The sequence below is a fragment of the Mycolicibacterium peregrinum genome (assembly GCF_001665625.1).
GTDB classification, from domain to species: Bacteria; Actinomycetota; Actinomycetes; order Mycobacteriales; family Mycobacteriaceae; genus Mycobacterium; species Mycobacterium peregrinum_B.
On sequence record NZ_LZSY01000036.1, the window covers coordinates 12540 to 27183 of the forward strand.

11 protein-coding genes are annotated in these 14644 nt (G+C 66.6%); all 11 read left to right on the forward strand.

What is annotated here, in order from left to right; genetic code table 11:
- Nucleotides 1–156 precede the first annotated feature (156 nt).
- The 11 genes from A5779_RS05350 (at nucleotide 157) to carB (ending at nucleotide 14644) form a co-directional block, all read left to right on the forward strand.
- Entirely contained in the window at nucleotides 157–1284 is a 1128-nt protein-coding gene (locus tag A5779_RS05350; RefSeq protein WP_064879700.1) for an NDMA-dependent alcohol dehydrogenase, read from the forward strand.
- Nucleotides 1285–1302: 18 nt separating this feature from the next.
- Nucleotides 1303–2715, forward strand: coding sequence for an aldehyde dehydrogenase family protein (locus tag A5779_RS05355; RefSeq protein WP_064879702.1), 1413 nt, complete (start codon nucleotides 1303–1305; stop codon nucleotides 2713–2715).
- Between the two features lie 4 nt (nucleotides 2716–2719).
- Complete coding sequence (locus tag A5779_RS05360; RefSeq protein ID WP_064879705.1) at nucleotides 2720–3679, forward strand: alpha/beta hydrolase; 960 nt, start codon at nucleotides 2720–2722, stop codon at nucleotides 3677–3679.
- A 3-nt stretch (nucleotides 3680–3682) separates the two neighbouring features.
- Complete coding sequence (locus A5779_RS05365) at nucleotides 3683–5290, forward strand: flavin-containing monooxygenase (protein WP_064879749.1); 1608 nt, start codon at nucleotides 3683–3685, stop codon at nucleotides 5288–5290.
- Nucleotides 5291–5407: 117 nt separating this feature from the next.
- Complete coding sequence (locus A5779_RS05370) at nucleotides 5408–6691, forward strand: MFS transporter (RefSeq protein WP_064879751.1); 1284 nt, start codon at nucleotides 5408–5410, stop codon at nucleotides 6689–6691.
- Nucleotides 6692–6792: 101 nt separating this feature from the next.
- The gene (gene pyrR / locus A5779_RS05375; protein ID WP_064879707.1) at nucleotides 6793–7350 is read left to right on the forward strand and encodes a bifunctional pyr operon transcriptional regulator/uracil phosphoribosyltransferase PyrR; all 558 of its coding nucleotides are present in this window, start codon (nucleotides 6793–6795) and stop codon (nucleotides 7348–7350) included.
- Nucleotides 7351–7378: 28 nt separating this feature from the next.
- Complete coding sequence (locus tag A5779_RS05380) at nucleotides 7379–8332, forward strand: aspartate carbamoyltransferase catalytic subunit (protein ID WP_064879709.1); 954 nt, start codon at nucleotides 7379–7381, stop codon at nucleotides 8330–8332.
- The gene (locus A5779_RS05385) at nucleotides 8329–9663 is read left to right on the forward strand and encodes a dihydroorotase (RefSeq protein ID WP_064879711.1); all 1335 of its coding nucleotides are present in this window, start codon (nucleotides 8329–8331) and stop codon (nucleotides 9661–9663) included. The genes A5779_RS05380 and A5779_RS05385 overlap by 4 nt, the downstream gene beginning before the upstream one ends.
- A complete protein-coding gene (locus tag A5779_RS05390) occupies nucleotides 9660–10160 on the forward strand; it encodes a PH-like domain-containing protein (RefSeq protein WP_064879753.1) in 501 nt (166 codons plus the stop codon). The genes A5779_RS05385 and A5779_RS05390 overlap by 4 nt, the downstream gene beginning before the upstream one ends.
- On the forward strand, nucleotides 10157–11290 hold the full coding sequence (gene carA, locus A5779_RS05395) for a glutamine-hydrolyzing carbamoyl-phosphate synthase small subunit (protein WP_064879713.1): 1134 nt from the start codon (nucleotides 10157–10159) through the stop codon (nucleotides 11288–11290). Before A5779_RS05390 ends, carA begins: the two co-directional genes overlap by 4 nt.
- Nucleotides 11291–14644 carry a carbamoyl-phosphate synthase large subunit gene (carB, locus tag A5779_RS05400; protein ID WP_064879715.1) on the forward strand — a complete coding sequence of 1118 codons (3354 nt, stop codon included), beginning with the start codon at nucleotides 11291–11293 and terminating at the stop codon, nucleotides 14642–14644.

Genomic DNA, 14644 nt, shown 5'->3' on the forward strand with positions numbered 1-14644 from the left:
GTCAACGAGGGCATGAGCCGCCGAAGTGGCCGGAAATGTCGAGTTGTGGCCGGGACGGTCCTGTCGGACGGCGCGCCACCGCTCTACGGTTCGGGGGAGTGATTCAGATCTCAGTTCGCCCGCAACTGTGTCGGATGACACGCGAGGAGACGCTCTGTGAAAGTCAAGGCCGCTGTCGTCGAGGAAATCGGCGCACCATGGACGATCTGCGAGGTTGACCTGGGGGACCCGGTTGCCGGTGAGGTGCAGGTCAAACTGGCCGCGTCGGGCCTGTGCCACTCGGACGCACACGTCGTCGCCGGCAGCAGCCCGGTGCCGTTCATGCCCGTACTCGGCGGGCACGAGGGTGCCGGCGTGATCACCAAGGTCGGGCCCGGGGTCACCGGACTGGAGGAAGGCGACCACGTCGTCCTCGCCTTCATTCCGGCGTGCGGCACGTGTCCGTCGTGCGCCACCGGTCTGCAGAACCTCTGCGACGAGGGCGCCGGGCTGCTGACCGGCCAGGCTGTCTCCGACAAGACGTACCGGGTGACCCGCGACGGCCAACCGGTCATCCAGATGTGCCTGCTCGGCACCTTCGCGCCGTACGTCACGGTCAGCCAGGCCTCGGTCGTCAAGATCGAGAAGGATGTGCCGCTGGAGGTGGCTGCCCTGCTGGGCTGCGGAGTCTCCACCGGCTGGGGCTCGGCGACCGAGATCGGCGACACCCACCCCGGCGACACGGTCGTGGTGATGGGCATCGGCGGCGTCGGCATCAACGCCGTGCAGGGTGCGAAGTTCGCAGGTGCCCGGTTCGTCGTCGCGATCGACCCGGTCGACTTCAAGCGGAAGAAGGCGCTCGAGTTCGGCGCCACCCACACGTTCGCCTCCGTCGAGGACGCCGCCGCCGAACTGCCCGACCTCACGTGGGGAAAAATGGCTGAGGTCACGATCATCACGGTCGGCGAGATCAAGGGCGAACACATCCAGCAGGCGCTGAGCTTGACCGGCAAGGGCGGACAGGTAATCGTCACCGGCATGGGCGATTTCACCCAGTCGACCGTCGACCTCAATCTGTTCGAGCTGACCCTGCTGCAGAAGCGGGTCCAAGGGGCGGTGTTCGGCGGCGTCGGACCCCGCACCCAGATCCCGAGACTCCTCGATCTCTACCGCTCCGGCAATCTCAAGCTCGACGAACTCGTCACCACCCGCTACCGCCTGGAAGACATCAATCAGGGCTACCGGGACATGTTCGACGGCAAGAACCTTCGCGGCCTCGTCGTCTACTCCGACACCGACTACTGAACCGAACAGGGGGAATCAATGCAGATCCAAGACAGCAACTACATTGACGGCAAGTGGGCGGTTTCGAGCGGCAGCACCCGCATACCCGTCATCAACCCGGCGAACGACGAGGTGATCGCCGAGGTGGTGGCCGGCACTGCCGCAGACGTCGACGTCGCCGTCGCAGCCGCACGTGCCGCGTTCCCGGCGTGGTCGGCGACGCCGGTCGGGCAGCGCGCGGATTACCTCACCGCGATCGCCGGCAAGTTGGCCGAGCGGTCCGAAGACCTGGCCCGCACCATCTCATCCGAGATGGGTTGTCCCATCACGATTTCCCGGGCAATCCAGCTGGGGCTGCCACTCAACAGTTTCGCCGAGGCCGCCAACATCGTGCGCGAGTACGAGTTCGAGAACGAATACCGCGGATCGACGATCGTGCGGGAACCGTTCGGCGTGCTGGGCGCCATCACGCCCTGGAACTACCCGCTGCATCAGATCGCCCTGAAGGTCGCATACGGATTGGCCGCGGGAAACACCGTCGTCGTCAAACCCAGCGAGGTGACGCCGCTGTGCGCGCTCGCGCTGACCGAGATCATCGACGAGATCGGTCTGCCGCCAGGCGTGTTCAACCTGGTGTTCGGCACCGGGGCGGATGTCGGCGAGGCGATCGCCGGGCATGACGACGTCGATATCGTCAGCTTCACCGGGTCCACCCGGGCCGGCCGGCGCGTGCAGGAAGTCGCCGCCCGCACCGTCAAGCGCGTCTCGCTGGAGCTCGGTGGCAAGAGCCCCAACATCATTCTTGACGACGCCGACCTGGAATCGGTGGTGCCCGCATCGGTCAAGACGATGATGCTCAACTCCGGGCAGACCTGTTCGGCGCTGACCCGCATGATCGTCCCGCGCGACAGACTGGCCGAGGTGGAGGCACTCGCGAAGGCGACTGCCGAAGCGCTGCCGGTCGGCGACCCGAGCGACGAAGGAACCGCACTGGGGCCGCTGTCGTCCCGAGCACAGCAGGAGCGGGTGATCGGCCATATCCAGACGGCGATGAGCGAAGGGGCACGTCTGGTCACCGGCGGCGACACCGCAACCGACGGGCCCGGTGCCTTCGTCCGGCCGACGGTGTTCTCCGACGTCACCGAGGACATGACGATCCACCGGGAGGAGGTCTTCGGCCCTGTTCTCGCGATCGAGGCATACGACTCGGTGGACGACGCGGTACGCATCGCCAATGCAACGGATTACGGCCTGGCCGGGGCGGTCTGGTCCGCGTCGCCGGAACGTGCCGAGAGCATCGCGCGCCGGATCCGGGCCGGCCAGGTGCAGATCAACGCAGGCGCATTCAACGCCAACGCGCCCTTCGGCGGATACAAGCAGTCGGGCAACGGGCGTGAGGCGGGCCGGTACGGGCTCGAGGAGTTCCTCGAGATCAAGTCGATCCAGCGGTGATCTGATGTCGCTGGAACCGGTGACCCAGGCACTGCTGGCGCAACTGGCCGAGACCCGTGATCCGCCGATCCACGAAGGTACGCCGGCGATGGCGCGGATGGCCGGGCCGATCTTCGCGGGCATGAGCGGACGCGGACCCGACGTGGCCGCGGTGCACAACGTGAAGCTCGCGGGTGAGGACGGCGGGAAGTTCCGGGTCCGTGTCCTCGCCCCGGAGGGCGAATCCCGTTCGGTCATCGTGTATTTCCACGGCGGTGGTTGGGTGATCGGCGACATCGATCTGCAGTACGACCACGTCGGCCGGCACCTGGCGAACCTGACCAACTCCACCGTGGTCCTGGTGAACTACCGCAAGGCGCCCGAGCATCCGTTCCCCGCCGCGCTGGAAGACAGTTGGATCGGATTGTGCTGGGCCGCAGCCCATGCAGCTGAGTACGCACCCGTCGGTGCACCGTTGATCGTCGCCGGAGACAGCGCCGGAGGCAACATCGCCGCGGTGATGACGCGGTGGGCCCGCGACCGGCAGGGGCCCAGGATCGACTACCAGACACTGATCTACCCGGTTACTGACTGCGACTTCGACCGGCCGTCGTACGTCGCGCTCGAGAATCAGCTGATGCTCGGCCGGGACACCATGATCTGGTTCTGGGAGCACTACCTTCCGGACCCGGCGCGGCGCACGAACCCGGACGCCTCACCGTTGCGGGCGACCAGCCTCGCCGGTCTCCCGCCCGCTCTCGTCTATGTCGCCGAGTACGACCCGCTGCACGACGAGGGCGTGGCTTACGCCTCCGCGCTCGCCGACGCCGGGGTGCGTGTGACGTTGGAGGAGGCAGCCGGCGAGATGCACGGGTATTTCCAGATGGCGAACATCCTGCCCGGTTACCAGACCGGAATGTCGTTGGTCGCCAACAACATCAGTTCGTTCCTCGACACGTACCGGTCCGACCGAAAGGCGGTGTGAGTGGTGGCCGATCACGACGTGATCATCATCGGTGCCGGCTTCGCCGGCCTCTACCAGCTCTACAAGTTGCGTGAGCTCGGATTCGACGCACGCGTCCTTGAGGCCGGACCGGAGGTGGGTGGCACCTGGTACTGGAACCGGTATCCCGGGGCTCGCTGCGACATCGAATCGATCGAATACTCGTACTCGTTCGACCCGCAGTTGCAGCAGTCGTGGAACTGGACCGAGCGTTACGCTGCTCAGCCGGAACTGCTCGCCTACGCCAAGCATGTTGCCGACCGCTTCGACCTCCGTCGCGACATCACCTTCGATACCAGGGTTGTCGCGATGGATTTCGACAGCACCAGAAACGAGTGGACCGTCACGACCGAAGCGGGCGCCCAAATCAGCGCGAACTTCGTGATCGCGGCGACCGGATGCCTGTCCAAACCGTTGATGCCGTCGTTCGAGGGACTGGAAGATTTCGCCGGTGACGTCCTCTGGACCTGGGACTGGCCCGCCGACGGCGCGGACCTTGAGGGCAAGCGGGTTGCCGTCGTCGGCACCGGTTCCTCTGGCGTGCAGACGATCACCGCGATCGCACCGGTGGTGGGCGCACTGACCGTGTTTCAGCGCACGCCCCCGTACGCCGTCCCGGCGCAGAACCGCCTGATCGCCGACGAGCTCGCCGATCTCAAACAGCGTTACCCACAGTTTCGCGACGTCAGCCGCCTGTCGCGGGGCGGCGCGCAGTGCGGCGACGGTGCGGCGCTGCCCCCGTTCTTCGGCGATCTCGACGGCGGCACCTCCCGTGCCGAGCTCGACCGGCGCTGGGATGACGGCGGCTTGTGTTTCCAGCAGTCGTTCTACGACCTGCTGTTGGATCCGGTCGCCAACGAGACCGCCGCCGAGTATGTGCGCGAGCGAATTCGTCAGAAGGTCACCGACCCTCGGCTCGCCGAGAAGCTGACGCCGCGCGGCTATCCGATCGCGGCCAAGCGGATGTGCGTCGACACCGGTTACTACGAGGTCTACAACCAGGACAACGTGGAGCTCATCGACCTCAACGACGAACCGCTGCACCGGATCACGGCACGCGGCATCCTCGCCGGTGACACCGAGCACGAGTTCGACGTGATCGTGCTGGCCACCGGATTCGATGCCATGACCGGCGCGCTGAACGCCATCGACATCCGGGCCGTCGACGAGACCGGCGCCACCCACACGCTTCGGGAGAAATGGGCCGCGGGCCCGCGGACGTATCTCGGCTTGATGTCGGCGGGATTCCCGAACCTCTTCACCGTCACCGGGCCGCAGAGTCCCTCGGTGCTGTCCAACATGCTCACCTCGATCGAGTACCACGTCGAGTGGATCAGTGCCGCACTGGTGCACCTGCGCGAGCACGGCCTGAACCGGATGGAAGCCGACATCGGGGCCGAGGACAACTGGGTGAACATCACCAACGACACCGCCGACCTGACCCTGCTGCCGCAAGCCGCGTCCTGGTACATGGGTGCCAACGTGCCCGGTAAGCGACGGGTGTTCCTGCCGTTCGTCGCCGGTGTCGGCGTCTACAAGCAGATCGGTGACGGCGTGGCCGTGGCGGGTTATCACGGATTCGAGATGGTCTGACCCAACTGCTGGGTGATACTTCTCGGGCGAAGTTTGTGGCGTGAGAAGAGGCAGATGACCCAGCAGGACCAGATCGACGGCGAACCGAGCTCCGTCGCGACTCAGGAGGCCCACCCCATGAAGCGGGTGGCGTTCGCCAGCTTCGTCGGCACGGCGATCGAGTTCTACGACTTCTACATCTACGGCACCGCCGCGGCGCTGATCTTTCCCCACGTGTTCTTCCCGAACATGAGCCCCACGATGGCGACCATCTCGTCACTCGGCACGTTCGCGGTCGCATTTCTGTCCCGCCCCATCGGTGCGGCAGTGTTCGGCCATTTCGGAGATCGGTTGGGCCGCAAGAAGACTCTGATCGCCACGCTGTTGATCATGGGGTTGTCGACGGTGTGCGTCGGGCTGGTGCCCAGCTCCGCGACCATCGGCGTCGCCGCCCCGATCATCCTCCTGGCCCTGCGACTGCTCCAGGGGTTCGCCGTGGGTGGCGAATGGGCGGGGTCGGCACTGCTGAGCGCCGAGTACGCACCCGTCGGGAAGCGCGGTATGTACGGGATGTTCACCCAGCTCGGCGCCGGCGCCGGTCTTGCGGTGAGCAATCTGGTGGTCTTCATCGTGAGCCTGACCATCGGCGAGAAGAGCGCGGTCTTTCTCGACTGGGGCTGGCGGTTGCCGTTCTTGTTCAGCGCAGTACTGCTGATCGTGGCGCTCTACGTGCGGCTCAGCATCGACGAGACACCCGTCTTCGCCCGGGAACAGGTGACCGGCGGTGTGCCCAAGGCGCCGCTGAGCGAACTGTTCCGGACCCAGACCCGGCAGGTGGCGCTCGCCGCGGGTTGCATGGTCGGCATTTTCACCATGAGCTTCCTCGGTGGCACCTACCTGATGAGCTACGCCAGCACACCTATCGGGCATCCGCGCAGCCTCATCCTCGGTGTCGGTGTGCTCGCCGGCGTCGCGCTGATGGTCTTCTCGGCGATCTCGGCGGTGCTGTGCGACCGGTACGGCCGGAGGCGCGTCATCCTTGCCGGCTTCGGGCTGGCCCTGCCATGGGCGTTCGTCGTGATGCCGCTGATCGACTCCGGTTCACCGGTGGGTTTCGCGGTGGCGATCGCCGGCATCTTCTGCATCTTCGGCCTGTCCTACGGGCCGATCGGATCCTTCCTGCCTGAGATCTTCGCCACCCGATACCGCTACACCGGCGCCGGCCTGTCGTTCAATCTGGCCGGCATCGTGGGCGGAGCGATACCGCCGCTGGTCGCCGGTGCTCTGGTGGCCACGCTCGGTAGCTGGGCTGTTGGGGCGATGATGGCGGTATTCGTCGTCGTCAGCATCGTCTCGACGCTGTTGCTGCCCGAGACGAAGGGAACCGAACTGGACGCCGTGATGAGTGACACTGCGAGGTGACCGTGGCCGGTCGGAGGTTTGCGGCCTGCTAAGCTGCCTGGCAGTTCGACGTCCTTTAACGATCCGTCCCGAGAGGCGGAGAAGGAGGTCAGAGTCACCTCATGGGCTCTTCAGGTACCGACCGGGAATTGTTGTCTGCGGCGGACGTCGGCCGCACCGTTTCCCGGATCGCTCATCAGATCATCGAGAAGACCGCCCTTGACGATCCCGCCGAACGCGAACGGGTCGTTCTCCTCGGCATCCCCACGCGCGGTGTGACCCTCGCCAGGCGGTTGGCCGCCAAGATCAACGAGTTCGCCGATGTGGCGTTGCCCGTCGGTGCGCTTGACATCACGCTCTACCGCGACGACCTCAACTTCAAGCCGCCGCGACCACTGGCGGCCACCTCGATCCCGCCCGGCGGCATCGACGACGCCGTCGTGATCCTCGTCGACGACGTGCTGTACTCCGGCCGCTCGGTGCGCTCGGCGCTGGATGCGCTGCGTGACATCGGTCGCCCGCGGGTGGTGCAACTGGCGGTGCTCGTCGACCGCGGTCACCGGGAACTGCCGGTCCGCGCCGATTACGTCGGCAAGAACGTGCCGACCTCGCGCACCGAGAGCGTCCATGTGCTGCTGTCCGAGGATGACGACCGTGATGGGGTAGTGATTTCGAAATGACGAACGCTTGCGTGAGGAATCGACCGCTATGACGACACGTCATCTTCTGTCGGCAGCGGATCTGAGCCGGGATGACGCTACGGCGATCCTCGACGACGCCGACCGGTTCCGCGAAGCACTGCTGGGCCGCGAGATCAAGAAGCTGCCCACGCTGCGCGGCCGCACCGTCATCACCATGTTCTACGAGAACTCCACCCGGACCCGGGTGTCGTTCGAGGTCGCGGGCAAGTGGATGAGCGCCGATGTGATCAACGTCAGCTCGTCGGGATCTTCGGTGGCCAAAGGAGAGTCGCTTCGCGATACCGCGCTGACCCTGCGTGCCGCCGGCGCCGACGCCCTGATCATCCGCCATCCTCACTCGGGCGCCGCGCAACAGCTCGCCGAGTGGACGGCCGAGGAGACCGGCGGTCCCAGCGTGATCAATGCCGGTGACGGAACCCATGAGCACCCGACGCAGGCCCTGCTCGACGCGTTGACCATCCGCCAGCGTCTCGGCTCCATCGAGGGTAAGCGTGTGGTGATCGTCGGCGATGTGCTGCACAGCCGCGTCGCCCGTTCGAATGTGTCGCTGCTGAGCACCCTTGGCGCCGAGGTGGTGCTGGTGGCGCCGCCCACGCTGCTGCCGGTCGGGGTGTCCGGGTGGCCGGTCACGGTGTCGCACGACCTGGACGCCGAGTTGCCCGCAGCCGACGCGGTGTTGATGCTGCGCGTGCAGGCCGAGCGGATGAACGGCGCGTTCTTCCCTTCGGCCCGTGAGTACTCGGTGCGCTACGGATTGTCCGAGAAGCGTCAGGCCATGCTGCCCGGTAACGCCGTGGTGCTGCACCCGGGACCGATGGTGCGCGGCATGGAGATCGCGTTCCCGGTTGCCGATTCCTCGCAATCGGCTGTTCTGCAACAGGTTTCAAATGGTGTCCACGTGCGGATGGCGGTGCTGTTCCATCTGCTGGTGGGCGCGGATCGGGAGGCGATCAGCGTATGACGCAGCAGGTACTCATTCGCGGTGCACGCCTCTACGGCGAAGGCGACCAACTCGACGTACTGATCGCCGACGGCCAGATCGCCGAGATCGGCTCTGCACTCAAGGCGCCCAAGGGCACCGAGGTGATCGAGGCCGCCGGCCAGGTGCTCCTGCCGGGCTTCGTCGACCTGCACACCCATCTGCGCGAGCCGGGCCGTGAATACGCCGAGGACATCGAAACCGGTTCGGCCGCCGCGGCTCTCGGTGGCTACACCGCGGTGTTCGCGATGGCCAACACCGATCCGGTCGCCGATTCTGCGGTGGTCACCGACCACGTGTGGAACCGCGGTCAGCAGGTGGGCCTGGTCGACGTGCACCCGGTCGGTGCGGTCACCGTCGGTCTCAAGGGTAAGCAGCTCACCGAGATGGGCCTGATGGCCGACAGCGTCGGTCAGGTGCGGATGTTCTCCGACGACGGTCTGTGCGTCGATGATCCACTGGTCATGCGGCGGGCCCTCGAATACGCCACCGGCCTGGGGGTGCTCATCGCCCAGCACGCCGAAGAGCCGCGGCTGACCGTCGGCGCGGTCGCCCACGAAGGGCCCAACGCGGCCAAACTCGGGTTGGCGGGGTGGCCGCGCTCAGCCGAGGAATCGATCGTGGCCCGCGACGCGATCCTGGCCCGCGATGCCGGTGCCCGGGTACACATCTGCCACGCCTCCACCGCCGGCACCGTCGAACTGCTGAAGTGGGCCAAGGCGCAAGGTATTTCGATCACCGCCGAGGTCACGCCGCACCACCTGCTGCTCGACGACGGCAGGCTGGCCGGCTACGACGGACGCAACCGGGTCAACCCGCCGCTGCGGGAATCGAGTGATGCCGTTGCGCTGCGGCAGGCATTGGCAGACGGGGTCATCGACTGTGTGGCCACCGATCACGCGCCGCATGCCGAGCACGAGAAGTGCTGCGAATTCTCGGTCGCCCGTCCGGGCATGCTCGGCCTGCAGACCGCGCTGTCGGTGGTGGCCGAGACCATGGTGCGTCCCGGCCTGCTGACCTGGCGCGGGGTGGCCAAGGTGATGAGCGAGGCGCCGGCAGCCATCGTCGGCCTGCCGGATCAGGGCCGGCCGCTGGAGGTGGGCGAGCCCGCCAACCTCACCGTGGTCGATCCCGATGCGACCTGGACGGTCGAAGGTGACGAGCTGGCCAGCCGGTCGGACAACACGCCCTTCGAATCGATGACGCTGCCCGCGACCGTGACCGCCACACTGTTGCGGGGCAAGATCACTGCGCTGCACGGGAAGTGTCTTCCGGCGGGCAGGAGCGCAGCGACCCGGGGATCGGCGCCGTGAACACCCCCACGCTGATCGCATCGCTGATCCTGGCCGCGCTGCTGGCTGTGCTGATCGCTTTCCTGATCCGCCAGATGATGCGCGGCTGGCTGCATCGCGCGCAGCGCCAGGCCGAACTGATCGGAACCCTGCCGCCGCTGCCCGACACGGTCAGCGCATCGATCATCCCGCCCATGAAGGGCATGTACGTGGGCAGCACGGTGGTGCCGCACTGGAACGACAAGGTGGCCGCCGGCAGCCTGGGCTTCCGGGCCAAGGCCGTGTTGACCCGTTACCCCGAGGGAATCATGTTGCAGCGCAGCGGGGCCGGTCCGGTCTGGATTCCCGCCGAGTCTGTCACCGCGATCAGAACCGAGCGTGGGATCGCAGGCAAGGCACTGACTTACGACGGAATCCTGGCCATCAGGTGGAGGTTGCCCTCGGGCACCGAGATCGACACCGGGTTCCGCGCCGACAATCGCGCAGAGTACGACCGCTGGCTGGAGGAAGAGGTATGACGAACAATCGGAACGGCAAGGCGGTCCTGGTACTGGAGGACGGGCGCGTCTTCACCGGTACCACATTCGGTGCGGTCGGGCAGACCCTCGGCGAGGCGGTGTTCTCCACCGGCATGTCGGGCTATCAGGAAACGCTCACCGATCCCAGCTACCACGGTCAGATCGTGGTCGCCACCGCACCGCAGATCGGCAACACCGGGTGGAACACCGAAGATGGTGAAAGCCGCGACGACAAGATCTGGGTGGCCGGTTACGCGGTGCGTGATCCCTCCCCGCGGGCGTCAAACTGGCGTGCCAGCGGAACCCTCGACGACGAGCTGGTCCGTCAGGGCATCGTCGGTATCGCCGGGATCGACACCCGGGCAGTGGTGCGCCACCTGCGGACCCGCGGTTCGATGAAGGCGGGGGTGTTCTCGGGGGATGCGTTGGCGACGACCGACGAATTGGTGGCCCGCGTACTGGACCAGCCCTCGATGCTGGGCGCGGATCTGGCCGGCCAGGTGAGCACGCAGAGTTCCTATGTTGTGGAACCGGAAGGCGGCCACCGGTTTACGGTTGCGGCAGTCGACCTGGGCATCAAGACCAACACCCCGCGCAACTTCGCGCGACGCGGGATCCGCAGCCACGTGCTGCCGTCATCGGTGAGCTTCGATCAGATCGCCGATCTCAAGCCGGACGGGGTGTTCCTGTCCAACGGCCCCGGCGACCCGGCCACCGCCGATCACATCGTCGCGGTGACCCGCGAGGTTCTGAGTGCGGGAATCCCGTTGTTCGGCATCTGCTTCGGCAACCAGATCCTGGGCCGCGCTCTGGGCCGGTCCACCTACAAGATGGTGTTCGGCCACCGCGGCATCAACATCCCGGTCATCGACCACATCACCGGGCGCGTGGCGATCACCGCCCAGAACCACGGGTTCGCTCTTGAGGGTGAGGCGGGGGAGAAGTTCGACACCCCCTTCGGCACCGCCGAGGTCAGCCACACCTGCGCCAACGACGGTGTGGTCGAAGGCATCCGGCTGGCCGACGGCCGGGCGTTCTCGGTGCAGTACCACCCGGAGGCCGCGGCCGGCCCGCACGACGCCGAGTACCTGTTCGACCAGTTCGTAGACCTGATGGCAGGAGAGAAGTAAATGCCACGTCGCTCTGACCTCAACCACGTGCTGGTGATCGGGTCCGGCCCGATCGTCATCGGCCAGGCCTGTGAGTTCGACTATTCGGGTACTCAGGCCTGTCGCGTGCTGCGATCCGAGGGGATCCAGGTCAGCCTGGTCAACTCGAACCCGGCGACGATCATGACCGACCCCGAGTACGCCGACAACACCTATGTCGAGCCGATCACCTGGGAGTTCGTCGAGAAGGTCATCGTCCAGCAGGCCGAGCGCGGCAACAAGATCGACGCCGTCCTGGCGACTCTCGGCGGGCAGACTGCGCTGAATACCGCAGTGGCCCTGCACGACAACGGCGTCCTCGAAAAGTACGGCGTCGAGATGATCGGCGCCGATTTCGAGGCCATCCAGCGTGGTGAGGACCGGCAGAAATTCAAGGACATCGTCGCCAAGGTGGGCGGTGAGTCCGCGCGCAGCCGTGTCTGTTTCACCATGGACGAGGTCCGCGAGACCGTCGCCGATCTGGGGCTGCCCGTCGTGGTCCGGCCCAGCTTCACCATGGGCGGCCTCGGATCCGGCATGGCGTACTCGGCCGAGGACGTCGAGCGGATGGCCGGTGACGGTCTATCCGCCTCGCCGACGGCCAACGTGCTGATCGAGGAATCCATCTACGGCTGGAAGGAATTCGAGCTCGAGCTGATGCGTGACCACCGCGACAACGTCGTGGTGGTGTGCTCGATCGAGAACTTCGACCCGATGGGCGTGCACACCGGGGACTCGGTGACCGTTGCCCCGGCGATGACGCTGACCGACCGCGAGTACCAGAAGATGCGCGACGTGGGCATCGACATCCTGCGTGAGGTGGGCGTCGACACCGGCGGCTGCAACATCCAGTTCGCGATCAACCCGGAAGACGGACGGCTCATCGTCATCGAGATGAACCCGCGCGTCTCGCGGTCCTCGGCTCTGGCTTCGAAGGCCACCGGGTTCCCGATCGCCAAGATCGCGGCGAAGCTGGCCATCGGCTACACGCTCGACGAGATCGTCAACGACATCACCAAGGAAACCCCGGCCTGCTTCGAGCCCACGCTGGACTACGTCGTGGTCAAGGCGCCGCGGTTCGCGTTCGAGAAGTTCCCCGGGGCTGACGCCACGCTGACCACCACGATGAAGTCGGTCGGCGAGGCGATGTCGTTGGGCCGCAACTTCATCGAGGCCCTCGGGAAGGTGATGCGGTCGCTGGAGACCAGCCGGGCCGGCTTCTGGACCGGGCCGGACCCCGACCTGACGGTCGAGCAGCTGCTGACCGGCCTGCGCACCGCCGTGGACGGCAGGCTCTACGACATCGAACACGCACTGCGTCTGGGCGCCAGCGTCGAGCAGGTGGCCGAGGCCTCCGGCGTCGACCCGTGGTTCATCGAGCAGATCGCCGGACTGGTCGCGCTGCGCGTCGAACTGCTGGAAGCGCCGGTGCTCGACTCCGAACTGCTGCGACGGGCCAAGCACAGCGGCCTGTCGGACCGCCAGATCGCCGCTCTGCGGCCGGAACTGGCAGGTGAGTCCGGGGTGCGCGCGCTGCGCCGCAGGCTCGGCATCCATCCGGTGTACAAGACCGTCGACACCTGCGCGGCCGAGTTCGACGCCAAGACGCCGTACCACTACAGCAGCTACGAGCTCGACCCCGCGGCCGAGACCGAGGTGGCCCCGCAGACCGAGAAGCCCAAGGTGCTGATCCTGGGATCGGGCCCGAACCGCATCGGTCAGGGCATCGAGTTCGACTACAGCTGTGTGCATGCCGCGACCACACTGAGTGCGGTCGGCTTCGAAACCGTGATGGTCAACTGCAACCCCGAGACGGTGTCCACCGACTACGACACCGCCGACCGGTTGTATTTCGAGCCGCTCACCTTCGAGGACGTGCTGGAGGTCTATTACGCCGAGGACGCCTCGGGCAAGGGCGAGGACGGGACCGGTCCCGGCGTCGTCGGGGTGATCGTGCAACTCGGCGGCCAGACGCCGCTCGGTCTGGCCAAGCGTCTCGAAGACGCCGGAGTTCCGATCGTGGGCACCGGGCCCGAGGCCATCGACCTGGCCGAGGACCGTGGTCTTTTCGGCGAAGTTCTGGTCAACGCCGGTCTGCCGGCCCCGCGGTTCGGTACCGCCACCAGCTTCGAGCAGGCCCGGCGGATCGCCTCCGACATCGGCTACCCCGTGCTGGTGCGCCCCTCCTACGTGTTGGGCGGGCGCGGGATGGAGATCGTCTACGACGAGGCGACGCTTGAGGGCTATATCGCCCGTGCCACCCAGCTGTCCCCGGAACACCCGGTGCTGGTCGACCGGTTCCTCGAAGACGCGATCGAGATCGACGTCGACGCGCTGTGCGACGGCAACGAGGTGTACATCGGCGGCATCATGGAGCACATCGAGGAGGCCGGCATCCACTCCGGTGACTCGGCATGCGCGCTGCCCCCGGTCACCTTGGGGCGCAGTGACATCGAAGCGGTGCGCCGCGCGACGGAGGCCATCGCCCACGGCATCGGCGTGGTGGGACTGCTCAACGTGCAGTACGCGCTCAAGGACGACGTGCTCTACGTCCTGGAGGCCAACCCCCGCGCCAGCCGTACCGTGCCGTTCGTTTCCAAGGCCACCGCGGTGCCGCTGGCGAAGGCCTGTGCTCGGGTGATGCTGGGTGCCACCATCGCCGAGTTGCGCACGGAGGGCCTGCTGAACAAGACCGGCGACGGGGCCGCCATTGCCCGCAATGCGCCGGTGGCGGTCAAGGAAGCCGTGCTGCCGTTCCACCGGTTCCGCCGGGCCGACGGTGCGCAGGTCGACTCGCTGCTGGGACCGGAGATGAAGTCGACCGGCGAAGTGATGGGCATCGACCACGATTTCGGTACCGCGTTCGCCAAGAGCCAGACCGCGGCCTACGGGTCGCTGCCGACCTCGGGCACCGTCTTCGTGTCGGTGGCCAACCGTGACAAGCGGTCGCTGGTGTTCCCGGTCAAGCGCCTGGCCGACCTCGGATTCCGGGTACTGGCCACGGAGGGTACCGCAGAGATGCTGCGCCGCAACGGTATTCCCTGCGACGAAGTGCGCAAGCACTCCGAGGAACCGCACGGAGATGCGCCGCTGCCGTCGTCGGTCGACGCCATCAAGGCCGGCGAGGTCGACATGGTGATCAACACGCCGTACGGAAATTCCGGGCCGCGCGTCGACGGTTACGAGATCCGTTCGGCCGCAGTGTCGATGAACATCCCGTGCGTGACGACGGTGCAGGGTGCCTCCGCCGCGGTGCAGGGCATCGAGGCGGCCATCCGCGGCGACATCGGCGTGATGTCACTGCAGGAACTGCACAGCGAGTTGGAATCGCGCTGA